A 239-nucleotide genomic window follows, 5' to 3' on the forward strand; every position below is an offset into this window, starting at 1 on the left:
TGCTGCTGTTCGCGCTGGAACGCTGGATGGCCAGCAGTGCCCAACGCAGGGTGGCCGCATGAACACCCTGCAGCACGCCTGGCAACGCGCGCGCCGCCGCCGTGCGCTCATCACCCTGCTGCTGGGCCTGCCGTGGGCGCTGGCCGCAACGGTACTGGCGCTGCGCCTGGCCGGCTTCGATGTCGCCTGCGTGGTCGGCACGGTCGGCCTTCTCGCCTGCGCGGCCTTCGCCACCGCAC

General features: G+C 72.8%; 1 protein-coding gene. It reads left to right on the top strand.

The annotated features are described in order from the left end of the window. Nucleotides 1-58 precede the first annotated feature (58 nt). Nucleotides 59-239 (top strand): hypothetical protein (locus tag V0R37_RS23180; protein WP_420376701.1); only part of this gene is annotated, 181 nt, incomplete at its 3' end.

The organism is Pollutimonas rozaliensis, from assembly GCF_048751585.1.
Taxonomy (GTDB): domain Bacteria; phylum Pseudomonadota; class Gammaproteobacteria; order Burkholderiales; family Burkholderiaceae_B.